The organism is Proteiniphilum propionicum, assembly GCF_022267555.1.
GTDB classification, from domain to species: domain Bacteria; phylum Bacteroidota; class Bacteroidia; order Bacteroidales; family Dysgonomonadaceae; genus Proteiniphilum; species Proteiniphilum propionicum.
Window position 1 is genome coordinate 2,405,259 of sequence record NZ_CP073586.1, and the last position, 24,125, is coordinate 2,429,383.

The 24,125-nt window shown below is 43.9% G+C and carries 17 protein-coding genes and 1 tRNA gene; 6 read left to right on the forward strand and 12 right to left on the reverse strand.

Features of this window, described 5'->3' with window-relative positions:
* Window positions 1-15: 15 nt before the first annotated feature.
* The 3 genes from KDN43_RS09720 to KDN43_RS09730 all read right to left on the reverse strand — a co-directional run bounded on the left by KDN43_RS09720 (window position 16) and on the right by KDN43_RS09730 (window position 3,135).
* Window positions 16-1,233, reverse strand: coding sequence for an L-serine ammonia-lyase (locus tag KDN43_RS09720; protein WP_238865724.1), 1,218 nt, complete (start codon window positions 1,231-1,233; stop codon window positions 16-18).
* A 203-nt stretch (window positions 1,234-1,436) separates the two neighbouring features.
* Window positions 1,437-2,030: an NDR1/HIN1-like protein gene (locus tag KDN43_RS09725; protein ID WP_238865726.1), complete on the reverse strand. Its 594-nt coding sequence runs from the start codon at window positions 2,028-2,030 to the stop codon at window positions 1,437-1,439.
* A gap of 16 nt (window positions 2,031-2,046) precedes the next feature.
* Window positions 2,047-3,135, reverse strand: coding sequence for a DUF2027 domain-containing protein (locus tag KDN43_RS09730; RefSeq protein ID WP_238865728.1), 1,089 nt, complete (start codon window positions 3,133-3,135; stop codon window positions 2,047-2,049).
* 154 nt (window positions 3,136-3,289) lie between these two features.
* Between KDN43_RS09730 and KDN43_RS09735 the strand changes: the two genes are divergently transcribed.
* The 3 genes from KDN43_RS09735 to tamL all read left to right on the forward strand — a co-directional run bounded on the left by KDN43_RS09735 (window position 3,290) and on the right by tamL (window position 11,395).
* Window positions 3,290-4,531, forward strand: coding sequence for an S-adenosylmethionine:tRNA ribosyltransferase-isomerase (locus KDN43_RS09735; protein WP_238865730.1), 1,242 nt, complete (start codon window positions 3,290-3,292; stop codon window positions 4,529-4,531).
* Window positions 4,532-4,638: 107 nt separating this feature from the next.
* Window positions 4,639-9,096: a translocation/assembly module TamB domain-containing protein gene (locus tag KDN43_RS09740; protein ID WP_238865732.1), complete on the forward strand. Its 4,458-nt coding sequence runs from the start codon at window positions 4,639-4,641 to the stop codon at window positions 9,094-9,096.
* Window positions 9,086-11,395: a translocation and assembly module lipoprotein TamL gene (gene tamL / locus KDN43_RS09745; protein ID WP_238865735.1), complete on the forward strand. Its 2,310-nt coding sequence runs from the start codon at window positions 9,086-9,088 to the stop codon at window positions 11,393-11,395. The genes KDN43_RS09740 and tamL overlap by 11 nt, the downstream gene beginning before the upstream one ends.
* Before the next feature lie 23 nt (window positions 11,396-11,418).
* On the opposite strand, the gene KDN43_RS09750 is transcribed toward tamL, so the two are convergent.
* From KDN43_RS09750 to KDN43_RS09775, 6 genes are all read right to left on the reverse strand, one after another.
* Window positions 11,419-13,188, reverse strand: coding sequence for a CotH kinase family protein (locus tag KDN43_RS09750; RefSeq protein WP_238865737.1), 1,770 nt, complete (start codon window positions 13,186-13,188; stop codon window positions 11,419-11,421).
* Window positions 13,189-13,228: 40 nt separating this feature from the next.
* Window positions 13,229-14,014, reverse strand: coding sequence for a hypothetical protein (locus KDN43_RS09755; RefSeq protein ID WP_238865739.1), 786 nt, complete (start codon window positions 14,012-14,014; stop codon window positions 13,229-13,231).
* Between the two features lie 11 nt (window positions 14,015-14,025).
* The gene (locus KDN43_RS09760; protein ID WP_238865741.1) at window positions 14,026-14,280 is read right to left on the reverse strand and encodes a hypothetical protein; all 255 of its coding nucleotides are present in this window, start codon (window positions 14,278-14,280) and stop codon (window positions 14,026-14,028) included.
* Entirely contained in the window at window positions 14,258-14,926 is a 669-nt protein-coding gene (locus KDN43_RS09765) for a transposase (RefSeq protein WP_238865744.1), read from the reverse strand. The genes KDN43_RS09760 and KDN43_RS09765 overlap by 23 nt, the downstream gene beginning before the upstream one ends.
* 695 nt (window positions 14,927-15,621) lie before the next feature.
* Window positions 15,622-15,692: transfer RNA gene (locus tag KDN43_RS09770), tRNA-Gln, on the reverse strand.
* 48 nt (window positions 15,693-15,740) lie between these two features.
* On the reverse strand, window positions 15,741-16,100 hold the full coding sequence (locus KDN43_RS09775) for a diacylglycerol kinase family protein (protein ID WP_238865746.1): 360 nt from the start codon (window positions 16,098-16,100) through the stop codon (window positions 15,741-15,743).
* Window positions 16,101-16,253: 153 nt separating this feature from the next.
* Here KDN43_RS09775 and KDN43_RS09780 point away from each other — a divergent pair, with 153 nt between their 5' ends.
* The 3 genes from KDN43_RS09780 (at window position 16,254) to KDN43_RS09790 (ending at window position 21,645) form a co-directional block, all read left to right on the forward strand.
* Window positions 16,254-17,723 (forward strand): hypothetical protein, encoded by a 1,470-nt coding sequence (locus tag KDN43_RS09780; protein WP_238865748.1) that lies wholly within the window; start codon window positions 16,254-16,256, stop codon window positions 17,721-17,723.
* A gap of 75 nt (window positions 17,724-17,798) precedes the next feature.
* Window positions 17,799-19,874 carry an excinuclease ABC subunit UvrB gene (gene uvrB, locus KDN43_RS09785; protein WP_238865750.1) on the forward strand — a complete coding sequence of 692 codons (2,076 nt, stop codon included), beginning with the start codon at window positions 17,799-17,801 and terminating at the stop codon, window positions 19,872-19,874.
* Window positions 19,875-19,980: 106 nt separating this feature from the next.
* A complete protein-coding gene (locus KDN43_RS09790) occupies window positions 19,981-21,645 on the forward strand; it encodes a formate--tetrahydrofolate ligase (protein ID WP_238865752.1) in 1,665 nt (554 codons plus the stop codon).
* Between the two features lie 71 nt (window positions 21,646-21,716).
* Here the strand turns inward: KDN43_RS09790 and hemW are convergent, their stop codons facing one another.
* Genes hemW through KDN43_RS09805 form a run of 3 tightly spaced genes read right to left on the reverse strand, consistent with a single transcriptional unit; the run spans window position 21,717 to window position 24,053 of the window.
* Window positions 21,717-22,841, reverse strand: coding sequence for a radical SAM family heme chaperone HemW (gene hemW, locus KDN43_RS09795; protein ID WP_238865753.1), 1,125 nt, complete (start codon window positions 22,839-22,841; stop codon window positions 21,717-21,719).
* A 7-nt stretch (window positions 22,842-22,848) separates the two neighbouring features.
* Entirely contained in the window at window positions 22,849-23,280 is a 432-nt protein-coding gene (locus tag KDN43_RS09800; RefSeq protein ID WP_238865755.1) for a phosphohydrolase, read from the reverse strand.
* A complete protein-coding gene (locus tag KDN43_RS09805; protein WP_238865757.1) occupies window positions 23,277-24,053 on the reverse strand; it encodes a glycerophosphodiester phosphodiesterase in 777 nt (258 codons plus the stop codon). Before KDN43_RS09805 ends, KDN43_RS09800 begins: the two co-directional genes overlap by 4 nt.
* Between the last annotated feature and the right edge of the window lie 72 nt (window positions 24,054-24,125).

Consider the following 24,125-nt stretch of genomic DNA (forward strand, 5'->3'; position numbering starts at 1 on the left):
TGTTTTATTAAACTTTCAGGTGAATGTATGGCCTTTGGCAAGGCCTCCTTCTGCCGTTTCTTTGTATAAAGATGGTAGATCGTGCCCGGTCTCTTTCATCACATTTACCACCCTGTCGAACGATACCCGGTGAATTCCGTCTGTGAACGAAGAGTATAGGTTGGCATCCAGCGCACGCGCTGCAGCATAGGCATTTCGTTCTATGCATGGTATTTGTACCAGTCCGCAAACCGGGTCGCAGGTCATCCCCAGGTGGTGCTCCAGTCCCATCTCGGCAGCATATTCTATCTGAGCGGGGCTACCTCCGAAAAGCTGGCTGGCAGCTGCGGCAGCCATAGCGCAGGCAACACCCACTTCTCCCTGACACCCCACCTCGGCACCCGAGATAGATGCGTTTTTCTTTACAATATTTCCAAATAACCCAGCAGTTGCCAATGCACGCAGCATTCTGTTTTTGCTGAATTCACGAATCTGCTCAAGGTGATAGAGCACCGAAGGAACCACGCCGCTGGAGCCGCATGTGGGCGCCGTTACAATTTCACCGCCTGCGGCATTCTCTTCCGATACCGCCAGTGCGTAGGCAAACACTAATCCGCGAGATTGTAATGATGCCTTATAGCCTTTGGCTTTTATAAAGTAGCTTGCTGCTTTCCGGTGGAGGCTAAGCGGTCCCGGCAGTATCCCTTCATTATCGAGTCCCCGCTTTACGGATGCTTTCATTACATCCCATACTTTTCCCAGATAATCCCATATATCTTTTCCCTCGCACTCCTCCACGTACTCCCAATAGCTTTTGCCTGTCCTTTCGCACCACTCCATTATCTCTGTCATTGTGGTCATCGGATATATATCTTTTCCCTCGTTTTCAGAGAGTCCGATCGTATTTTTTCCATCGGAAAGGGTGCCGCCTCCTATGCTGTATACCGTCTGCACGTCCATCAGCTCTCCGTTGCTGTCATATGCCTCTATTTTAAGTCCGTTAGGATGAAAAGGCAAGAACGTCTTTGGCAACCACTCAATGGTGGCCGGTGCAACAGGTTCAAGTACACTTAATATAGCTATGTCGGTTAGGTGACCTTTTCCGGTTGCTGCAAGGCTTCCATAAAGTGTCACCTCAAAACGCCCGGCATCGGGGTTTGCTTCAGCAAACAGAGAGGCTGCTTTTTTAGGTCCCATGGTGTGGCTACTCGATGGTCCGTTACCTATCCTGTAGAGCTCTTTAATTGATTGCATAAGGTGGAATTAGAGTTAGAAAATCATTTACGCAAAGATAGCTATAAAAACAATTCCGGGAAATAGCAAAACAGCTGTTTTCAAACACTTTTACAATTGCCATGTCGTCAGACACCATATGCCTGAAAAAATCAATCCCGAGGTCATCTTACGAAGTTCAATCCAATTCCATGTCGTCAGACAACGTGTCTGCCGTAAATAGACTAATCCTTCCCGCCAAAATTAAATATTATGGGTATGGCGGCCGGTACTTTTACAAGTTTTCGGCCTACTGTAAGCTTAGGCCACAGCTTCACCGTCACTGAGGTTGAGTTGGGGGTTATTCCCAGGAAGTCACTCATCTCCTTCGTAACCCTGTCCTGCGAATAGCGGTTCATCAGGTTTTTCAGGTCGATACTAACAGGTATAGGTACCACCTTTGTCTCTCCCGGTTCAATGCGGATAGGAATATCCATTTTTCCCGTAGCAAACTCCATCTCATTGATAAGAATTGTGTAATCCAGCGCATCAAGGAAAGCAGCTGCTGTATTAGGGTTTGTTACATCCATATTGAGCGTCATGCTGAAAGGTATGTTCTGCCTGCTTGAGCCTCCCGCAAGGACAGTGGCTATGGATGCCAGGTTTGAGACCGATATGCTTGAGGCATTACCCAAGTTTATCCCTGCCACAAGTATATTATCGAGCGAATGGTATCGGTATTCGCTCTGAGAGAGCTGGTAGGCACCCCCGATTCTACTAATGAGATCGCAGCCGGTAAGTAGTACCGACGCCATAAAGATTAAGATAACTCTTTTCATTTTGTTCTCTGTTTTATTACTTAATGGTTATCATTGTTGCTCCATATCCGTATTCCTGAAATGAAGCATCCTGATGATAACATTTTGGATAATTCTTCTTCAGCTCCTTTATGATGGCATTTCTAAGAACGCCGTCGCCTTTCCCGTGGATAAATACAATTTTTCGGTTTTTATCGTTTATGTGTTCACTCATCACTTCGTTAAACTTCTTTAACTGATACTCCAATATATCGGCACTGTTCATTCCCGTTGTGGTATCAAGTAGCTCATCAATATGCAGGTCAATTTCAATTACGGGACTTTTTTTTCTTTTTTCGATGCGCTGTCTTTTGGGGCGTTTTTCTATCTGTTCCTTCTCTTTTACAATCCTATCAAGGTCGCCGGCAGAGACAAGAATCTCCTTCACAGGCAGGTCGTCCTGCATAACATAATATATAAGCGCATCATCTTCGAAATAGTCGTTTTCGCGGAAACAGTGCAGCTTGTAAAACTTCACAGTGTCAATTCGAAGTTCCACCGAACATGGATTCTTGAACCTGAACTGTTTGTTGTGTTTGAACGCAATAAACTGCACGCATACCTTTTCTAAGTTGTTCAGTTCAAATTTGTCGAACTCTTCTATGAAAATTTTGGTATTCGGCTCCACCGAGCCGCTGTAACGGCTTTTCCAGGAGTTGTTCTCTCTGCTCATATAGTTGAAAAAGAGATAGTAGTTGCTGTCGTTCACGAAATAACACTCGTAAGGTGTAGTGTTAATATTTTTCATATCTGTAGGCAGAAAGGCCAGGCATACAGTAATGTTTTCTCCCTCAGGAGTCTCTTCAGGGATCTCTGCATTCTCTGTTTTAGCAACCGGTTTGAATGATACAGCCATATTATCCTGAGAAGGTTTTTTGTCCTGCAATACCGTTTGATCCTCAGGGGCTTGCCCTAACTTTTCGTTTCCTGCTGACTCCACAAGCACACATTCCGATATAAGTACAGGCACATCAAATCCATGCTCATCTTCCACAACCGCAAGTTGCTTGTTTAAAAAACCTTTTACTGTTCCTCCGCCTACTGTGTTGAGGAAACGTACCTTGTCGCCTACTGATAATTTGTTCATTTTCTATGGTGTAATTAATCCGTACCTCAGGCAAATTTTCCATGGAAAAGCCTGTTTAGGGTGTGATAATTTTGTTACCTGTTGCAAAGTTGACTAATTTTGTGGAATAAATGCATTAATAATTACGAAAAATAGTTTTTACGATTGTAAAAAAATGAAAAAGGATAAAATCCAACAACTGCAGATATCCCGTTTCAACTATACTCTTCCTGATGAAAAAATTGCCAAATACCCTCTTGAGCATAGAGATGCATCAAAGCTTTTGCTTTACCGAGGTTCGAGGATAACATCGTTGCCATTTGCCGATTTACCAGGTCAGCTGCCTGACAACAGTCTGCTTCTGTTCAACAACACCCGGGTAATCCACGCCCGCCTTCTTTTCCGCAAGGAGACAGGTGCACATATTGAGGTTTTCTGTCTTTCACCTCTGTACCCGGCCGACTATGCACTGAGTTTTCAGCAGCGGCAGCACTGTTCCTGGAAATGTATGATCGGAAATGCCAGACGATGGAAGAGCGGGCCACTGACAATGGATATCCCTCTGAAAGGTGATGTAGTGAGGCTTACAGCTCAAAAAACCGGCAACCCTGCACAGGAAACGATCGTCGATTTTTCATGGAATAACGGTGAATATACATTCTCGGAGATACTTGAAGCGGCGGGGAAGCTGCCTATACCTCCCTATCTTAATCGTCCGTCTGAAGCGAAGGATGATGTGACCTACCAGACAGTCTATTCCCGGATAGAGGGCTCAGTAGCGGCACCAACGGCCGGTCTGCACTTCACTCCGGAAGTACTTGAACGCATAAGGGAAAGGGGCATTCAAACCGCAGAGGTAACCCTTCATGTGGGTGCAGGCACCTTTAAACCGGTTAAATCGGGTACTGTCGCCGCCCATGAGATGCATTCTGAATTTATTTCGGTGCCCGTTTCAACCATTGATAAGATTCTTAACAACAAAGGAAGCCTCATTGTGGTGGGAACTACCTCCATGCGTACTCTGGAGAGCCTCTACTATATAGGCAGGAAACTACATGATAATCCTGAATTGCCTATGCATGAGCTCAGTGTTAATCAGTGGGAGCCTTATGAAAATGATATAGATAATGCAAGCATAACCCCCGGAGATGCTCTTAGGAGTATTCGCCATTATCTGGAGCGTACACATAGTGACAGTCTGCTTGCTGCCACGCGTATAATTATTGTTCCCGGTTATGAATTTCATTACCCCGATGCTCTTATCACCAATTTTCACCAGCCTCAAAGCACATTACTTTTGCTAATCGCTGCTTTTGTTGGTGACGATTGGCGCAAAATATACGACTATGCATTAAACAACTATTTCAGGTTCCTTAGCTATGGAGACAGTTCACTTTTGTGGAAAAAGTCCAAATAACCTTATTTTTTGGTTAAAAATTCCACTTACTTCCACTCTTACCTCCTTTTTTTGTAATATTGCATCAACAAAGAGTCGTTGTAAATTACCTATTCGTTTATATTGATTTGGTTGCAAAATTTGCCCGCATACTCGCTATTGTCGTTATCAGTATTATATTTGTAAATATAATACTTTTCATCTCTTTCAGCATTCCTGCTGTACAAAAACATGCTGCCGATTTTGCGTTGGAGAAATTAGAGCCTGTCATCGGCACCGAAGCCCGATTGGAAGGTATTCGTATCCGGCTCTTCAATACCGTTGAGCTGAAAGGGCTTTATGTGGAAGATCAACAGCAGGATACGCTGCTCTATGCAGGAAAGCTAACAGTCCGTATCCATGCAATGGACCTCCTGAGGAACAAGCTCTCTGTCCGTAAAGTGGGATTGGAAAATTTTGTGGCAGATATTTACCGTGAAACACCCGACGATCCTTTCAACTTCCAGTTTATAATCGACACTTTTGCCAAAGAAAAGGATACAACAACAGTTAAAAAAGAAAAAAAATCCTGGCATATAATGGCTGAAGATGTAGAGTTGAAGGATGGACGGCTCAGTTACAACATCCTTTCGGTCCCTCAAACACCCGGGCAGTTCAATGCAAACCACATAGATGTGCGCGATTTGAATTTCAGTGGGAAAGCAGATTTCCTCAGCATTGAAGATATGCAGGCCGCTGTGAGGCTACTCAGTTTTACCGAAAATAATGCAGGGATTACCATAAGCGATCTTAAGGCCGATGCCCTGGCAAAGGGAGAAACTATAACATCAGGTAAGGTTATACTGGCACTCAATAATACACGTATAGAGGTCACAGGCGCACGTTTCAACAGAAAAACAAAAGAGTTTTCAGTCAAAGCGAAGAGCGAACAGACAGATTTTAAGGATGTGGCTATCTTCTCACAGCGCTTTGCACATTTGGATAAGCCTTTTTCTTTCGAAGTAGATGCTACGGGGCAGCTGCCAATGGCAAAAATTAACAGTTTCAGCTTTCATTATGGCTCTGGAACACAGATTAAACTGTCAGGATCTGTTGCCGATTTCAGCAATTTCAACAATAGCGACATCGACTTAGATATACGTTCACTGGAAATCACCCAGGATGATCTGGAAGCGTTTATCCGTATCGGGGCAATTCAGTATAAGTCCCCTGTACAACTGCTGGCGTTGGGCGATATTAAGCTGCAGATGAAAGCAAAGGGTAAACTGGGCTATTTCAGGTATGACGGTTCTGCTTTAACTCAACAAGGCGACGTTACTATGAGGGGAACAGGCCGCATGACCGACAGCTTCAGTAGACTCATATTTGAAGGGCCTGTCACCGCCGGCAATATACAGGTAGCGAACATCATTGGAGAAGGGCCCGGCGTGGGTAACACAACCATGCGTGCAGAAGCAAAGGTCTCTGTCATTCATAATTCAGGGGTCACTGTTGTTGCTGAAGGAGATGTTGAATCGGTAGTGTTCAGAGACTACCTTTACAACAATCTTCATTTTAACGGCACTTACAGTGGAAATAATGTCAAAGGAAGCATTTTTACAGATACAGAGCGCAATAAGATCGACCTCTCCGGCGATATTACTTTCGGTGATGGTTTAGGCTTTGTCGTGAATGGCAACATAGGCCGTCTCGACCTGAGGCCATTTATTGATGTGAAGGGTTGGAAAGATCCATTCATTAGCCTTACTATAGACAGCGACCTTTCTGGCAGCTCTATTGATGATATGACAGGAACCGCGGTAATTGACAACATCTCCCTTGCTGACAGTAGTTTTATTTACAATCCCGGTGCTGTCTATCTGCAGTCGCTTCCTGATGAGGGTGAGGGGAAAAGACTGAAGATCCTCTCCTCTTTTGTTGAAGCCGAGGTGACTGGCGATTACTATTTTTCCACTATTGGCAAGGAGCTGATGCAGGTGTTGCGTCATCATCTGCCCTCGGTAATTACTGAGAAAGAGAATAAACAAGATAATGTGCCTGGCACAGAAGCTGTCAGAAACAACTTTCAATTTAATATCTCGCTGAATAATACGGAGGATATCTCCTATGCATTCTCGCTACCTTTTTACAACGTGGACCCGGCTACTATTAGTGGCAAGGTTAATATGCGGGAAGATGAATCAGTAAAAATAAAAGCCTATATCCCGCGGCTGATGTTCGGTAATAAAGATGTGCGCGAGACTAAAATTGATATCAACAACAGGCGTTCGTCGGGAATGGGGCTGAACGTCAACTCCTACCTCGTCCAGAACAGCGGGTATGTCAACGCCAGGCTAAACAGCACCGCCTCTCTCGATTCGGTGGTAAACCTGCTCACGTACGATCTGAAGCAGGCTAACACTCGCTCTAACGGCGAATTACTGGTGACAATGGCGTTCCTCCGCGACCGTAACGATGAACTTGCTTCTAATATCCGCCTTCACCCTGTTACAGTAATGTTTAACGATAAGAAGATCGATTTGAACGATGCCACAATCTCTTACCACAAAGATCGCATCGCTATAAATAACTTCGGTATCCGTGAACAGAATATGCTTATGCTTGGTATTGACGGAGTAGCTTCAAGAAGTGAAGCCGATAATATAAGGATATATTTCAACAATACTGAGCTGGCGAATATTTTGGCCGGGTTTAACATATCCCGGTTCTCAGGCTCTATAAATGGTCAGATTTTTGTTCGTCAGGCTCTTGAAACCCCTATAATACGTACCGAAGGCCTTCGCATCGAAAACATCACAGTTCATAAGGATACCATTGGGACCATGCGGATAGAAGGGAACTGGGATAATCTTTACAACGGACTCGACCTGAACGCTTTTCTTGAGAATAAAAATGAAAAGAAGCTTCATATTACCGGCTATATACCCACAGGTGATCAGAGTCCGTTACCCATGGATGTGAGTTTTAAGATTGATGAGTTCAACCTGAAATCCATTCAACCGTTGACAGCCAATATCTTCAGTGAACTCTCAGGGCATCTCAATTCCGATATTCATATCACCGGAAAATTGTCGGAACCGGTTACTGAAGGATGGGTGGGTATAGACCAGGGAGTTATGAAGGTGGCTTATACAAACGTAACATATCATGTATCGGACACAATAGAGATAAGCAGAGACAACGTTGGGCTCAGGAATCTGGTCATTCGCGACCAGAACAAACATACCGCAATATTGAACGTGAACCTGTCGCATACTAATTTCGGGCGAGTGGTATATAATGCCGGTATACGGTTCAACGACTTTACTCTGCTTAATAACCCAGGCCGTACTGATCAGATGGTTTATGGTACTCTTAAACTTTCGGGAGAACTGAATGTGGCCGGGTCTCCATCAGGAATATATGGAGATGGGAACTTAACGAGCTCCAGTAAGTCCGATGTCATGGTGGTACTTCCGCAAACGGCCAGTGCTACGGAGTATAGCGGCATTGTTTATGTCAACAGCAACGAAAAGATTGATTCATTGTCGTTTTTACGTAAAGACAACACTCCCTTAGATATTGTCAATACGACCACCTCGGCGGGAATTCCCATTTTAATGAGGGCGACACTGAATCTGAACCAGCTGTTAGAGATGGGTGTCGTTCTGGATCCTACCACCGGAAACGCGCTTGAAGCAAGCGGAGAGGGTGAGTTGAACATCAACTTTAACTCAAGATCCACTCCTCAGGTACGTCTCTACGGTGACTATGTAATACACGGCGGAAAATTCCATTACAATCTACAGAATCTACGAACCATCGACTTTAACATACGCGAAGGCAGTATGCTAACCATGGAGGGCGATCCGCTGAATACTCAATTCAATATAACCGCTTACCTTCCTGTAAGAGCTGACCTTGCGGCACTCAGCAACACTTTTGCATCAGAGCTGGCAAACACGCGAGTGCCGGTGAACGCGCTGCTGCTTATCAGGGGAGATCTTGAAGCCATGGATCTGCAATACGATATAGAGCTGCCCGAAAGCTCCAACGATATTCAGCTCCGAGTAAACAGCTTTATAAACAACGAGGAGACAAAGATTCTGCAGTTTGCTTATCTTGCTACCACCGGAAGTTTTATCCCGTCTGAAGGATCATCAGATATGAATTTCGGGTCGTCAATGTTCACCAAATTCGCTGCAAGCACACTCTCCAAAGGGCTTGACGCGCTGTTTGCCGGCGCATTAAGTGATAACTGGTCTATCAGTACAAACTTGGAATCGATAGATGGAACCTTCGATAATGTGAGAATGGGTGTTGACGTATCTACAAGTTTGCTTAACGACCGTTTACATATCTCCACCAACCTCAGCTATGGAGATAAAAGCATGCTGGCAAGTCAGCAAGCCTTTATGGGAGAGTTTGAGCTTAAGTACGATATTAATAACTGGTTTATGATAAAAGCGTTCAACAGGGCAAACGAGAGGTTCTATCGCCGAACGCCCACTACACAGGGAATAGGAGTTGTGGTAACCAGGGAGGCGAAATCGTTCAGAGACCTTTTTGATTTAAGGGTTGTCAGAAAAAAAGAGGATGATGAGTAATCTGAAAAGAAAATTTATATGCCTGCTTGCTTTGGTGGCACTTGCTTCATGCAGTGTGACCAAAAAAGTACCAGAGGGGAGTTATCTTCTCAACAAGGTAAGTGTGAAATCAGAAGTGAGAGGTATCGGAACCTCCGAACTGAAACCCTATCTCAGGCAGAAACCCAACTCATCGATGCCTATTCTCGGAAAAATAAAACTGCATATGTACAATATTCCCGAGAATGATTCCACATGGTTTGGAAGGCAGCTGCTCAAGTATGGCGAACCTCCGGTATTATACAACGAACAACTAACAGTTGTCTCTTCGGAACAGATACGCCTTCATCTCAGCAACAAGGGCTATCTGAACGCTGAAGTGGATACAAATGTCGTAAAGAGAGGCAAAAAAGCCGAGGTGAGGTATGACGTAACGCTTAATGAGCCTCACCGAATCCGCATTTTTAGAGATACTGTCAGTTCAGTTGATACGACTATACATAATCTGCTGTCTGAGAACCGGAGGCTGGACCTTATGAAAGAGGGGGACATTTTCGACCTTTCCGTATTGGAAGCTGGAAGGGAGAGAATGACAACTGTCCTCAGAAACAGGGGATATTACAATTTTTTGAAGGATAATTTCTATTTTATTGCCGACACCACCGTAGGTAGCAATCAGGTGGATGTTGTACTGGGCTTGAATAATCCATCTGACACAACCAGGCATCAGCAGTACACTATGAGGAATATTACAGTTATCAATGGTGTCGATCCGGCTCTTCTTGAGGATTCAGCCAGGCACAATCTTCTCGATACTGTGCAAATCAAGGGTGTAGAGATCATCTCCGGGCAAGATCCCTTTCTTCGTCCCCAGGCTATTTATTACAACATGTTTTTACGTCCCGGCCGGCTCTATTCCGACAGGTTGGTTGAGAGAACCTACGCCTCTCTTAACGGTATGGGCCCGGTGAGCCAGACCTCCATCAATATGTCTACTGCTGAGCGTAACGACTCAGCATATATTGATTCAAGGATTATCCTTTTTCCGGGAAATCTGCACTTCATGCAGTTTGGTGTTGATGGAACCAATTCTGCGGGTGACCTTGGAGTGGCCAGCAACATTACGTATGAACACCGCAACTTCCTTAAGGGAGGTGAGACATTCCGCGTAAGGCTGAATGCTGCCTACGAATTTATCAGAGCTACCGACAGCCTTAACCTTATCGACAAGAGCTACTATGAATATGGTGCTGAGGTGTTTCTTTCAATTCCTCAACTGCTGCTCCCCTGGCTTATGAATCAGTTAAGAGACAGGCCATCAGCATCTACGGAGTTTTCAGTGGGCACCAACTTTCAGAAGAGGCCCGAGTACCTGAGGCAGTTTTTTAATCTGTCATCTCGTTTTCAATGGTCTTCGATGGACTGGAAGCTTCTTAGTGTGTTGGAACCTGTCGGCATTACCTACGTAAGGATGCCTTGGTCGTCAGATAGGTTCAAGGATTTGTATCTGAGCGAAGAAGCCAATCCTATTTTGCGATACAGCTACGATGAGCAACTTATAATGCGCACAGCCTACAATATAACCTACACTAATTATAACCGCATCTCAAGAGGAGCAATGCCGGTCATTCCTGTCCGTGTTCGTTCAGGGGTAGAGCTTGCAGGGTGGTTACCTCGTTTAGTGACCAGTTTTGGAGGTGGCAGCAAGAACGAAGAGGGATTTGAGTCTTTTTTCAAATTACCCTATTCCGAGTACGTGAAGGGAGATTTTGATATATCTGCTTCATACGCATTCAACGATAACAGAACCATTGCTGCTCATTTGGCTTTGGGAATGGCTTATCCTTACGGTAATTCCACCATCCTGCCTTTTGAAAAACGATACTTCGGCGGAGGCGCCAACAGTGTACGCGGATGGAACACCCGTACCCTTGGCCCGGGTAGCTACAGCCGGGATTCTCTGGGTCACGATTTTGGACGCAAGGTTGGTGATATAAAGATCGACTTCAGCCTGGAGTACCGCCGTAAAATGAATAAGCTGATAGAGCTGGCCGGGTTTGTGGATGCCGGAAATATTTGGACCGTAAAAGATTATGTAGAACAGCCTGGCGGGCTGTTCAGGTGGAAAGATTTCTACAAGGAACTGGCTGTTGGATATGGCCTTGGAATCCGGTTCGACCTCAACTTCCTGCTTATCCGTGTTGATGGTGGCATGAAAGCACATAATCCTGCATTAAGCAAGGGTTCACGGTGGACCTTATTCAATCCCGATTTCCGGAGAGACTTTGCTTTCCACTTCGCCATCGGTTATCCGTTCTGACCTGGAAACAACCTCCTCTGCTATCACATTTTATTAATTTCTGAATCAAGAAATACAATTCGGTCATTTATCCACTCCTTCATATTTTTAATCAGGTCCTGATAACTTTTGTTCTTTGTGTTTGGCGTGTTAGTAGGGTTTTTAAAATTCTCAGCTTGCGATTTATCTAATTTGGCTGCCATCATATCAATATGATCAATAATTTTTACAAGCTCCGGCTTCATCTCTTTCCATCGTGCTTTATACTTTGTACGAAACTCCGGAACTTCCATAAACCTTGAAAAGAACCTGGCACCCGGCCTGGAATCGCTTTTCCCTTTATAGAACAGTAGGTTGTTTTTGATGAAATAGTCGTTGCTCTCGTTATATCCGAAGGCCCAGTCGAAATCCCAAAGAGGCCCCCATTTTATTTTAGTATTTTTTTCCTTGTAGCAATAAGTACTTTTTGGATGATCGAGTTCCTGATTGCGGACCAGTTCATTAATAAGCATAAAGTTTATTAATGAATTAACATCGGTGTGATTTTCAAATGAAATGTCGGGGAAACTTTCTCCAAACAATGCATCTTCGAGTCCCCTGAAAGCCTCTTTAATATACTCCATTTCAGACTCATTATTCAAAGATGGATCAGTAACCATTACCGGAAGTTTCAAGATTGAGGTTTTAAATTTATAATCCTCATCATAATAGCTGTCCATTTCAACAAGAAATCCACCATTTGTATCAATATCTACACGTCCTTCACCCACTTCCTTCTGTTCTGTCAATTGATAGTTGCCACGGTGCCTGCCGTTTATAAACAGCTCAACATGAATAGATGAGTGGTTAAATTCCAAACCGAACATGCGCCCGAGCTTGAATGCAACATCGTTCATTATCAGGGTTGGATCCTGGTAATTGGCCAGCAGCACCCATTTTTTTGCTTTAGGCAATCCAAAAAGTGAAGTTTCTTGCGGAAAATCTACACGGTAAGGTTTCTTAGGCATAACCCATGTACTGTTTCCCCGCCCACGAATTTTCATAGCGGTCAAATCAATGTCGAAACCTTTATCTGAGGGGTCAATAAGCTGAAAAACCGCAGGCAGCTTAACTGTTTTCTCAACCACTTCGGCACCGCCTTCAATATCCACCTTTATAATAGGAAGTCCTGTAAACATTGCTCCTTCGGCTATGAGAACGTAATCTGCAGAAAACCCGTTTGCTGTTTTAACTGTGTAGGTTATCTTATCTAAAAAGGAGTTAGGTGTAACACCACTTATCTGTTCTGTTTCCCCGATATATAGTTTGCCTTGGGTTTCGAACTGTGCTATAAGATTTTTCACATTGCCTATCCAGGCTGATGTTGAAATTGTAATTGTTTTTTCTTTGTTGTTGATAACTCCATTTATATCTGCCTTCAGATTGTTAATATCTGCCGGTATAATAAAGGAGCTTATATATTTGTCGCTTGCCGCCTGTGTTACAAGTATTGTTCTTGTTTCACCCTCTCTTGCTGTTATTGTAATTGATGTTTTTCTGTTATCACCTACAATTGTATTCTTTGTAACGCTAATGTAGATAATATTGTCATAACGTCTGGCAGAACACCATTTACGTCCATCCTCCTGAATATCTATTGTAATTGAGCTGGAGTTTGTCTCAATTGTCACCTCCTTATTTTGTGCGTCAGAGGAGTCGAAAAATATTTCATTTTCGCCAACGTTGAGTGTTATTTCCTGAATATCGTCGCTACATGCAAGTATGCCAAAAGCCAGAACTGAGATGAAGAGTTGAAGCAGATATTTATTTTTCATTTAAAATTGAATTTAATTTATTTAAATATAAGAGTCCACTTTAAATAGTGGCAATTTTAAGTTTAAAAAAGTAATTCGTTGATTTTTCATTTCCTATTTTTGAGAAGCAAGGAAGTAAAAAATCAAACACGATAAAAAGTTTCTCCCTTATGGAGGTCTTTATATAGCGAAAATCGGTTATTAAACCATTTTCATGCGCTCTTTGACTTATTGTTATCAGATAATTTCCAAGGCGGACATGGTTTATCCATAAACATCTGGCGAAAGTAAATAATTTGTGCCTGAGCAAACCTCTGTATCGTGTTTTGTTGTTCCTCGTATGGAAGCAATACTGAAAGATGGTTGCCTCCACGTTGTTTCTTTTCATCTGTTCCTGCCCGGGGATAGCCGCGAGTTCGTGTCTTAGTTCTGCAGTTGCTATCTGTTCGTTCGTAAAATACCGGTACTTGCTCTTGCCTGTGGTGGCAATCCTCCATTTATCCCCGGTTTTGTATGCAGGGATAATCTCTCCGGTTTCGATATGGGTGACAACCAGCTCACCCTCCTTCATCTCCAGGTCATATTTAGATTGTCTCCCTTGTAATCCGCTTGTTATAAGTTCAATTGAGTTCATATCGGCAAACTCCCTGTTACCAGGGGATTGATAAGCACCATCGGCATAGACTTTCTCTATTATATCGGTGCTTACCTTCTCCTGGATGTTGGTAACGGCATCCTTCAGGTAGCCATTGTCTGCAGCACTTGCCGGTTTCACCTGAACGTTTACGATCAGGTTGGGTTTGTCCTTCTGTTCATCAGTGTCATCACAGGTCTCGGTGATGTTCACACTGTAGCCCTTTACCTTCTGGTCTCCCTTTTTTTTCGATAATCGGCATCGGGGTCATTGTGGTTTTGAACGCTCCTGGCCGTGATGTCCTCTTTGGGACGAAGGATAGCCTGTCCCTTGACCACCTCGTATTGCTCGTGGAAGACACGGTGAAGAAGGTCGTAGCCGGTAGTGGTCTCTGCAAGGCGTTTAAGAACCTGATAAATGAGCCCACCCAGGGAAGAGATTTTCTCGCCGAGAGTTTCACTGTTTAAGCGGTAAACCATATTCTGAGCATCTTCTTCTAAAAAATAGAAGTACCTGTTTCCTGAGCCTGGGGTTCAAAAGAAGCATCCCCCTATCGCCCAGGTCCTTGATAAACCCGCGGAAAGTGTTGTGAATGATCTCGAAACGGGAGTACCAGGCGATGTTGCTGCCAATGAGCTTACTGTCCATACGGACAGATTTGCCGGATATCTTGAAGGTGGAGAGTTGGTCGCCAGTGAGCTGCTCGAAGCTCTTTTCCATCAGGTTTACACCATACCGGTTTTCGTATTCACAAATACGCCTTCTCAGTAAATAATAAGTATCGATAGAGGGTGCAACATCACTCAGGGAGACTAGACCCAGGGCTTTACGCACCAGGAGATCGAACTGGCATTTATCGAACAGATCTTCATCGCTACAGCCAAAACCCTCCTTGATGATGGACATTCCGATAATCACCCGTATGGAAGCATTGGGAGCGCCCATGTTACCCTGTTTGAAAAGGGGAGCAAATATGGTTTCGTCTATTTGGGAGGTGACGTTTGCATAAAACCGGTTGTGCCACGCCGCAGGATCATCATATTTTTTTGCCTCACGCTTACCCATTTGGGTGGAAGGTGTGGAAAACATGTCATATTGTGGATTTACAGATGTCTTCTTGAACATGATTTCTTCTCTTTTAGGTGATGCAAAATACGATTTTTTTATCTGATAACAAGGGATTTTCAGAGCGTTTTATCAACAAAAAACGGAAATAAAACAACAAAATTAAAGTCAGGGACTTTTTAAAGTGGACTCATATAATAAATAATGAATTTTTCAGACTGATAGTCCGGTATAATTTTACCGGTTGAACTTTCTCATGTGTTATGTTAAAAGCTAAATACCCTTTAGTTCGATAAATAAGAATGATAAATTACCAAAATTAGATAAGCTGGCAGCTTTAATGCCTCAAAGATAGTCTATTTTTATATATTATGAATGATTAATGAAAATATCATAACAGAACAGTAAAGTTAACCGATGGCTGCCCCATCTTGATATGTGGTGACGATCACCTATTCCCGTCGCTGGTGAACATTAGAAGAGTCTGCTACTACGGTTAAAACATCTAAAAAATATAATAATGCATTGAATATAAATATGTATATTTACCTGAGCATAATGAAAGAGGCTTTCGTGAGAGGACTCTTGAATTGATTGGTAAACTAAATAACTATATGGGTTTATTTCTTCTGGAATTGGCCATGGAGAAGCCAACGTCGTATTTTTAGGTGAAAACCGGGGTAAAAAATTAGGTAGAGAGCTTAAAAAAAGAAAACGCAACCAGTTGAAATATAACTGATTGCGTAGCAGCGTTGTTGTCTTACCAGGACTCGAACCTGGACAAACAGGACCAGAATCTGTTGTGCTACCATTACACCATAAGACAGTTTCGGACTGCAAAATTACTAAAAAATGCGATAATAAAAAATATTGGTCAAAATATTTTTGGCAGAAAGATCACGAGTCCCGCAATCAGTGCTGCCAGTGCTGCAAACAGAACCCCAGCTGCGGCAATGTCTTTCACTTTTCTGATTGCCGGATGGGTCTCTTTTTTACTTGCGTAATCCGAAAGCGTCTCTAATGAAGAATTTATCGCTTCCATGACAAATACCAGTGCTGTAACAGTGATAACTGTCAGCCATTCAACTTTCGAGATGCGAAAAACAAATCCCAGGGTAATCGCTGCTATAGCCGCTATCAGATGTATCCGCATGTTTGGTGTCTGGCCGATAAGAGTACCTATGCCTCTGAATGCATGCCTGAATGACTGAATACGTTTCTTTATGAATGACATAATCTTTAAAGGGAATTAAAGCATTACGAATACATGTCTCAAAAGTACTAATTATGTTTCTTCATTCAAAAACATTTTTACGTTTGTCATGATAATAAGTGATGATTCCTTATCTTTGTAAAGATGTAGAATTCTTATAACTCGGATAAAACTATGTCTCAATCATGTCCGCTTTGCGGGAATAATAAACCGGAAGAAGCTCTTTTTTGTGATGATTGTGCAAAAAAGATCCGTATGGATTACGAGCTGGAGCTTCCCGAAAACATAACATCTGTTGTTCATGATCCCGAAAACAGTTTTAACGGGAACAGGACTGAAAACGCCGTGGAGTCAGTTGAGCCGTTAAAGTCCCCGGAGCCAGATAGGGTCTCGGAACCGGAGGAAACCGTGGGGTTGGAGGAGAATGTTGTAGAACCGTTAAAGGGCGTGGAACAGGTGGAGGAATCTGTGGAGCCCGGGGAGCAGGAGAAGTCGCCGGAAACGTTAAAGAGTGAAAACCCTAAAGAGGAGGTTGTGGAGCCGGAGGAGATTTCGAAGCCGGAAGAGGTTGTGGAGCCGGAGGAGATTTCGAAGCCGGAAGAGGTTGTGGAGCCGGAGGAGACCGTAATGACCGGGGAATTAGAGAAAACCATTGATGCAAAAATAAAAGAAAATAGTGATAACAGGTCTCGTCAAAAAATGTCAGTCGCCCCCCGGGAAAACTATCAAGAGGAAATGCCGGGAGAATTAACGGATAAGAAAAAGGGCAAAAGTTCCGTAGCGACAATTCTACTGGCGGCGACACTCATCGTGGGATCATTTTTCATATACAATCAAACTGTAAAGAAAAGCTATATCGATGGAAAGAGCTGGGAGGCAGCACTTAATAAAAATACAGTGGAAGGTTACCTATTCTATATGGAATCTTATCCTCACGGAAAGCATTTCAACGAGGCACAAAACAACCTCTTAAGCCTTAAATCTGAGGAGGCAGCCGACTGGGAACAAATAAAGTTTACCGGCAATATTTCTGAATTGCACAACTTCCTTGATCAGCACCCGGGAAGTCCCTACACCCTGCTGGCAGAGATACGAATCGACTCGCTATCCTGGATGGGGGCCTTGAGGACGAACACTCCCGAATCTTACTCCGGCTATATAACCTTATCGCAAAACGGGGAAATCAGGGGGGAATACATAGCTGAAGCGCTAAAAAGAGATAAGATGCTTTCACCGCAGTACCCGCAAAATGAAGCCCTTTCTGATAGCATATTTGCCATTGTAAACGGATTTTACTCGTCGCTCTCGGCAGTAGATCACAACAAGATGTCTCTTTACCTGGCACCGGTTGTAAAAAGGTTTTTTAATTCCGGTACAGCCACCCGCGAAAAGATAACCGGGGAACTGCTTGTTGCCGGTGCACAGTCACAGGGCTCAACGCTGAAATTCACACCAAACACTGAAGCGGTGAATTATGAAAAGACCACAGAAGGATACTACAAAATAAATGTGCCGCTTATGAAGTCATATGTGAAAAACGAAAACATAGAGCTGGTACCGGGCTATATTGTACATATGGAGTTGAATCCCGGCTTTCAGATAATCAGCATTCATGAAACAAAACCATATCCCGGTGCACCCTGATCCATAAGTCAGAGAAACACCTTTCGGAGGACTTAGTTTAAACATAATCATCATATGTTTGTTTAAAAACTATCTATGCAATTCCAACTTACATCTCAATATAAACCCACCGGAGATCAGCCGGAAGCCATAAAAGCGCTGCTGGAGGGGCTGCGACAGAAGGTCCCATATCAGACACTGCTGGGTGTTACCGGGTCGGGTAAAACATTCACAGTAGCCAACGTAATTGCACAGATAAATAAACCAACGCTGGTGCTCAGTCACAACAAAACCCTGGCAGCCCAGTTGTACAGCGAGTTTAGGAGTTTTTTCCCGAATAACGCGGTGGAGTATTTCGTTTCCTATTATGATTATTACCAGCCGGAAGCATATATTCCGTCGACCGATACTTATATTGAAAAGGACCTATCAATTAACGATGAAATAGAGAAGCTCAGGCTGGCTGCCACATCATCACTCCTATCGGGAAGAAATGATGTAATAGTGGTGTCTTCAGTTTCATGCCTGTACGGAATAGGTAATCCCGAAGATTTTAATAAAATAACTATCGATGTCAGGGTAGGGCAGTCTATAGATAGAGACCAGCTGTTGCGACTGCTTGTGAACAGCCTATACTCTCGCAACGAAACAGCTGACTTTAATCGTGGAAACTTCCGGGTTAAAGGTGATACAGTTGATGTGTTTCTTGCATATCACGACTATATAGTGCGCATTATCTTCTGGGGCGACGAGATTGAGAGTATCGAGCAGGTTGACCCGCTCACCGGGGTAACCGAAGAGCGATTGGATTCGTACCGCATTTTTCCGGCAAATCTTTTTGTTACCACCCAGGAGCGTATCTTCAGAGCGGTTGATGAGATACAGATAGATCTTGGCAAGCAAGTTGAATTTTTCAGGTCGATAGGAAAGCCGCTGGAAGCCAAAAGGCTCTATGAAAGGGTTATCTTCGACTTGGAGATGATAAAAGAGATAGGATACTGCTCAGGAATTGAGAACTATTCACGGTATTTCGACGGACGGCTGCCGGGTACGCGCCCCTTCTGCCTGCTAGATTTTTTTCCTGATGATTATCTCACTGTTATCGATGAAAGCCATGTAACAATTCCGCAGATCCGCGCAATGTATGGGGGAGATCACTCCCGAAAGATGAACCTGGTGGAATATGGCTTCAGGTTGCCCGCAGCAATCGATAACAGGCCGCTCAAGTTCGAAGAGTTTGAAGCCCTCACACCCGAAATTATCTTCGTTAGTGCAACACCGGCCGATTACGAACTCGAAAAATCCGAAGGTATCGTTGTGGACCAGCTTATACGTCCCACCGGACTGCTCGATCCGCCCATCGATGTGAGGCCGAGCCTTAATCAGATAGACGACCTGATGGAGGAGATACAGCAACGGGTAGAGAAGGATGAGCGGGTGCTTGTGACTACTCTTACCAAACGTATGGCTGAAGAGTTGACAAACTATCTTGCCGGTAATAATGTCCGTTGTAACTATATTCACTCAGACGTGGAAACACTGGAACGGGTGAAAATTATTGATGACCTTCGAAACGGATTGTTTGATGTACTTATCGGCGTTAACCTGTTGCGTGAGGGACTCGACCTGCCCGAAGTATCGCTTGTGGCTGTTATCGATGCCGACAAGGAGGGCTTTCTGCGTTCTCACCGTTCACTCACACAGACTTCAGGAAGGGCAGCACGAAATGTTAACGGTAAAGTGATCTTCTATGCCGATAAGATTACTGACAGCATGCAGATGACCATCAATGAGACCAACCGCCGCCGCGAAAAGCAGATGAAATACAACGAATTGCACAATATTACACCTCAACAGATAAAGAAGTCCCAGACATCGGCATTGAGTATAAAATACACATCGGCAGTTGAGACGAAAGCTTACGTAGAACCAGGCTATTATGCCATAGCTGCAGAGCCCGGTAGTGAATATGCTTCAGCCGATGAACTGAAGATAAAGATTGAACAGACCCGTAAAGCAATGATGGCCGCAGCAAAAAAACTGGAGTTTCTTGAGGCTGCTCAGCTGAGGGACCAGCTGATCATTCTGGAAGGACTTGTTAAAAGTGATGTTGTGAGAGATACAAAAAGCAACGGGAATAGCGATGTCAGGATCAAAGAGAAAAAAAGATAAAAAATATTTGACAGTGGTACAACCGGCTGAACTGTCATACAATCATACAATCATACAATCATACAATCATGATAAATAATACAAGTAACACTAAATTAATATTTTTATGAAAACTGATATTCAAATTGCAAGAGAAACACCACTGAAAAGAATTAAAGATGTAGCCGAAAATATCGGGATACCTCGCGATGAGGTAATCAACTTTGGGAGACATATGGCAAAAGTGCCCGTAAGCCTTATCAATCAACAGAAGATAGATGAAAGCAACCTTATTCTTGTGACAGCCATCACCCCCACAAAAGCGGGTGTCGGAAAAACAACAGTATCCATAGGACTTGCACTGGGATTGAACAAGATTGGAAAAAAGGCGATCGTTGCATTGCGGGAACCATCGCTGGGGCCGGTTTTTGGAATGAAGGGCGGTGCTGCCGGAGGCGGTTTTGCACAGGTACTGCCAATGGAGAACATCAACCTTCACTTCACAGGAGATTTTCATGCCGTTACCACAGCACATAATACCATCTCGGCACTGTTGGATAACTATATATACCGGGTACTCGACAGTGGTAATGAGATCAGGGATGCACTTTGGAAGCGTGTACTGGATGTGAACGACCGCAGCCTTAGATATATTGTTACCGGATTGGGGCCGGGTAATGGTGTACCAATGGAATCGGGGTTTGATATAACAGCTGCTTCTGAACTGATGGCTATCCTTTGTCTTGCTGAAGATGAGGACGACCTGCGACGGCGTATAGAAAATATACTGTTGGGATATAAAAGGAGTGGAGAGCCTTTTACAGTGAAAGATCTGGGAGTGGCCGGAGCCATCACCGTGCTGATGAAAGACGCCATAAACCCCAACCTGGTGCAGACCACTGAAAATACAGCCGCTTTCGTTCACGGAGGGCCATTTGCCAATATAGCTCATGGTTGCAATTCGGTTCTGGCAACAAAAATGGCAATGTCGTATGGCGACTACGTTATTACAGAGGCAGGTTTTGGAGCAGACCTGGGAGCAGAGAAATTTTTTAATATTAAATGCCGTAAGAGTGGGCTGCGTCCCAAGCTGACTGTTATTGTGGTAACGGCGCAGGGACTGAAGATGCATGGCGGCACACCTGAGAAAATGATTAAAGAACCCGATATGGCGGGACTGAAAAAGGGACTTGAGAATCTGGAAAAACATCTCTGCAACCTTGACAGTTTCGGACAGTCGGTCGTAGTGGCATTTAACAAATATGCTTTCGACACTCCCAGTGAAATTGATACTGTGCAGAAATTCTGTGAAGAGAGAGGTGTGCCGTTTGCAGTTAATGAGGCGTTTACCAATGGTGGCGCCGGAGCCGTTGATCTGGCGAACACTGTGGTCGATGCTATCGAGAACAGGCCATCGAAAGAACTAAGGTTTACCTATGATGAAGATGATGATATTGAGACCAAACTTACAAAAGTGGCTACACTGATTTATGGAGCACGTGATGTTGTCCTTGGTGAGAAGGCTCTTAAAAAACTGAAACTTATACAAGGAACACCACTTGAAAAAATGCCTGTATGTGTGGCCAAGACTCAATACTCTTTCTCTGCAGACCCGCGATGGTATGGCGTGGCGAAGGATTTCAGGTTCAAAATTAATGATCTGGTAATAAATCAGGGTTCGGAGTTTATTGTAGCCATTGCAGGAGAGATGATGCGCATGCCCGGCCTTCCTGCAGACCCGCAGGCAAAACGTATTGACATAATCAACGGAGAGGTCGAGGGGTTGAGTTAAACCCACATCAGGCCACTTATTCCATTTTATTTCCTGTTCAACTCTTCAATATCACAGTATGTGAAGCTTAGCTAAACCCTCATCAGGTCACTCATGATGCCGTCAGAGATGAAAATGCCTTCGCGAGTAAGCTTCAGGGTGTGATTTTCTGCTGTAAGCAGTTTCATGTCGATAAACTTTTGTGCATTTCCTATACAGTAGTGATGGAGCTCATTGCCGAAATTGCACTTGAGAACTTCCAGATCTATGCCCCACATAGTCCTTAATCCTGTGATAATAAACTCGTTGTACTTTTCAATCAAGCTCAGGTGCTCTGTATCCCTCTCCGGAGATCCGGCAGATACACCTTTGATATAGCGATCAAGAGAGGCTATGTTCCGTGTACGGTTATCGCCATCGTATGAGTGTGCCGAAGGCCCTAGCCCCAGGTACTTCACACCCTTCCAGTAAGAGGAGTTATGCTGTGAAAAATAACCCTCCTTGCCGAAGGCTGATATCTCATAATGAATAAAGCCTTGCGATATAAGCATGTCAATAAGCAATGCAAACATTGCTGTACTTGCATCTTCGTCCACCGGTTTTATTTTTCCCGCTTTAAGCAGGGAATAGATACGGGTTCTCTCTTCGTAAATAAGGTGGTAAGCCGATATATGCTCAATATTTAGGCCTATAGCCTGTTTCAGATTATTTTCCCAGATCTTCATGGTTTGTCCCGGCAATCCATACATCAGATCAATACTTATATTGGCGAATCCCTGCTGCTGGCATCTTTTCACCGATTCCGCGGCCTGTTCGGCTGAATGCCTGCGGCTCAGGAATTTCAGCTCGTCGTTGTTGAAACTCTGTATGCCTATACTTATCCGGTTAACAGGAAGTTGAGCTAGCATGCTTATATATTCGTCCGTAAGGTCGTCGGGATTTGCTTCAACGGTTATCTCAGCTGCCGGATTAACTTCAAAACAACCGAACAGTATTTCGAAAATCTGTTCAAAATGCTTCCTATCCAGTCGAGATGGCGTTCCACCGCCAAAATAAATTGTTTGCACCGGTTCGGTAACCTCAGCCTTTCTAATCTCTGCCTCCCTGCACAACGCTTCAAGAAACGCATTCTTCTGCGATTCGTTGGTCCCGGAATAAAAATCGCAGTATATACACCGCGTTTTACAAAAAGGAATATGAAGATATATACCGGCCACTTCTTTGCTATTCTGTGAGCTGCTTATATGCTTTCAGGTATTTCTGCAGGCGTGCCAGTTCGTGATAGGGGACCTCGTTCCAGCGGCGGATATCCATGTTGTCTGTCAGATCGTTCAGCTTAACGCGCCTGGCTATGGGGTTGTTCATTACACGATGAATATAATCATCGTACTCTTCGTTATCTCTGCATGTCATGGCATCAATGCCATCAACAATCTCATCAGAAAAACCTTCCTCCCTCAGTTTCTCCAGCGTCCATGAGGTGTCTTCCACCACATCGTGAAGCACACCCACGATCTTCTCCTGAAGCGTATGCCCTGCATTCATTACACGAAAAGGGTGTCCAATATACGGCTGTCCGTTATGCGTATCCAGCTGGCCTTCATGAGCTGATATCGCAATCTCGACAGCTTGGTTAAGCTGTTCTTTCAGGTTCATTGCTTTTGTAAAATTTCACGCACCAGCAACGGTTCATCCGTCGTTATAAAATCAACTTTCAGATCTATGACCTTCTGTATGTCTTCCGGTTTGTTCACGGTCCACACGTTCACTTTTTGACCCATGTCATGAGCTGCCTTCACCCACTGGGGACGTTTATACAGTATATTATAGTGATAATCTAATCCGTTTAAACCCATCGTGTGGAGCACATCGGGAGAGATATCGCCGTTGAGGTAATAAACATGAGCCTGAGGTTCAAGCCTCCTTACCTGTTGAACAAAATTTATTCCGAACGAGATATATTCAACTCTGTCCTGTAATCCACGTTTACGTACCATCTCAATCACTTTCTGTGCCAAAAGGTCTTCCCTCTCTTTTAATCTGTGCGTTTTAAACTCAATTATTAATTTTGTATGCTTGCATTCTGCGAATGCATCGAGGTACTCTTCAACCGTTGGCAGTATCTCGCCGTTGGAGAGCTTCACCTGCCTCAATGTGGCCAAAGGCGTATCCTGTATAATCATTTTTTCATTGTTCAGGGTAACTGTGGCATCGTGATTCACTACCGGTACACCATCAGAAGAGATCCAGAAATCCACTTCTGATCCGTAAACACGAATTGAATCGGCCTTCATCAGTGCAGTAATGGAGTTTTGCGCGGACCCGTCTGTTTTCCAGTATCCTCGGTGCGCGATGATCTGTTGAGCCTGTACTGCTGTCAAAGCAGTAAACGACAGCAGCAGTGTCAAAATAAGTGAATTTAGTTTCATTTTACATTTGTTTGCCGTGAATAATTTTCTAAAAGTACAATTATTCTTTCAAATTTAACAGCTATTACATTA

Bases quoted from the DNA above. Each gene is read 5' to 3' on its own strand.
- tamL (WP_238865735.1), top strand. From the start codon at position 9,086: ATGATGAGTAATCTGAAAAGAAAATTTATATGCCTGCTTGCTTTGGTG.
- KDN43_RS09780 (WP_238865748.1), top strand. From the start codon at position 16,254: ATGTCTCAATCATGTCCGCTTTGCGGGAATAATAAACCGGAAGAAGCT.
- uvrB (WP_238865750.1), top strand. From the start codon at position 17,799: ATGCAATTCCAACTTACATCTCAATATAAACCCACCGGAGATCAGCCG.
- KDN43_RS09765 (WP_238865744.1), bottom strand. From the start codon at position 14,926: ATGTTCAAGAAGACATCTGTAAATCCACAATATGACATGTTTTCCACA.
- KDN43_RS09775 (WP_238865746.1), bottom strand. From the start codon at position 16,100: ATGTCATTCATAAAGAAACGTATTCAGTCATTCAGGCATGCATTCAGA.
- KDN43_RS09790 (WP_238865752.1), top strand. From the start codon at position 19,981: ATGAAAACTGATATTCAAATTGCAAGAGAAACACCACTGAAAAGAATT.
- KDN43_RS09725 (WP_238865726.1), bottom strand. From the start codon at position 2,030: ATGAAAAGAGTTATCTTAATCTTTATGGCGTCGGTACTACTTACCGGC.
- KDN43_RS09800 (WP_238865755.1), bottom strand. From the start codon at position 23,280: ATGAACCTGAAAGAACAGCTTAACCAAGCTGTCGAGATTGCGATATCA.
- KDN43_RS09735 (WP_238865730.1), top strand. From the start codon at position 3,290: ATGAAAAAGGATAAAATCCAACAACTGCAGATATCCCGTTTCAACTAT.
- KDN43_RS09720 (WP_238865724.1), bottom strand. From the start codon at position 1,233: ATGCAATCAATTAAAGAGCTCTACAGGATAGGTAACGGACCATCGAGT.
- KDN43_RS09750 (WP_238865737.1), bottom strand. From the start codon at position 13,188: ATGAAAAATAAATATCTGCTTCAACTCTTCATCTCAGTTCTGGCTTTT.
- KDN43_RS09805 (WP_238865757.1), bottom strand. From the start codon at position 24,053: ATGAAACTAAATTCACTTATTTTGACACTGCTGCTGTCGTTTACTGCT.
- KDN43_RS09760 (WP_238865741.1), bottom strand. From the start codon at position 14,280: ATGGTTTACCGCTTAAACAGTGAAACTCTCGGCGAGAAAATCTCTTCC.
- KDN43_RS09730 (WP_238865728.1), bottom strand. From the start codon at position 3,135: ATGAACAAATTATCAGTAGGCGACAAGGTACGTTTCCTCAACACAGTA.